The 719-nt window shown below is 49.2% G+C and carries 2 pseudogenes; one reads left to right on the top strand and one right to left on the bottom strand.

The annotated features are described in order from the left end of the window. Window positions 1-420: pseudogene (locus A3750_RS02550) on the top strand (acetoacetate--CoA ligase); the annotation flags it as partial. A 207-nt stretch (window positions 421-627) separates the two neighbouring features. Here A3750_RS02550 and A3750_RS26720 read toward each other — a convergent pair. Then, a pseudogene (locus A3750_RS26720) lies at window positions 628-719 on the bottom strand (gamma-glutamyltransferase); the annotation flags it as partial.

Consider the following 719-nt stretch of genomic DNA (forward strand, 5'->3'; position numbering starts at 1 on the left):
CGCGGGGTAATGATTCACGGTCGCGCTGATGCAGTGCTAAACCCTAATGGGGTGAGAATAGGTACAGCTGAAATTTACAGGCAGGTAGAAAAGGTGGACGCTGTATTTGAATCTCTTGCAATCGGGCAAAAATGGCATGGAGACGAGCGCATTATTCTCTTCGTCAAACTGCAACATGGCCAAGTACTCGATGAAGCACTTAAAAACGACATAAAGCAAATTATCCGCACCAACACGAGTCCAAGGCACGTTCCTGCTAAGATAGTCTCAGTGCCAGATATACCAAGAACACGTAGTGGTAAAATTGTTGAGCTAGCGGTTCGCTCCATTGTTCACGGTGAAGAAGTGAAAAACACAGAGGCATTAGCGAACCCGGATGCACTGGACTATTTTCGAGATCTCGTCGATCTGAAGGATTAAGCCATGAACAGAGCGTTCAACTTCAAAACGATCATTACTCTGATGATCACTTCTGCGGCCACCCTGTCCGCAAACACGCACAGCGCGCCTCAGCAAAGCGATATGCTCGAGCCCGAATCCGCGACGGGCAAATCTGCATTGGTTCAAAACGCGATTGCTCAAACCAAGCAGCTGGAGGCATCCAAGCACATGGTCGTCAGTGCAAACCCCTACGCCAGAAGATTGGGGCTCAACAAGACCAAGTACGGTTTGCACGGTTACCATTGCATCGGATGCGTTTCCTCCGTTGCGAAGCACTT

The sequence above is a fragment of the Oleiphilus sp. HI0079 genome, assembly GCF_001635105.1.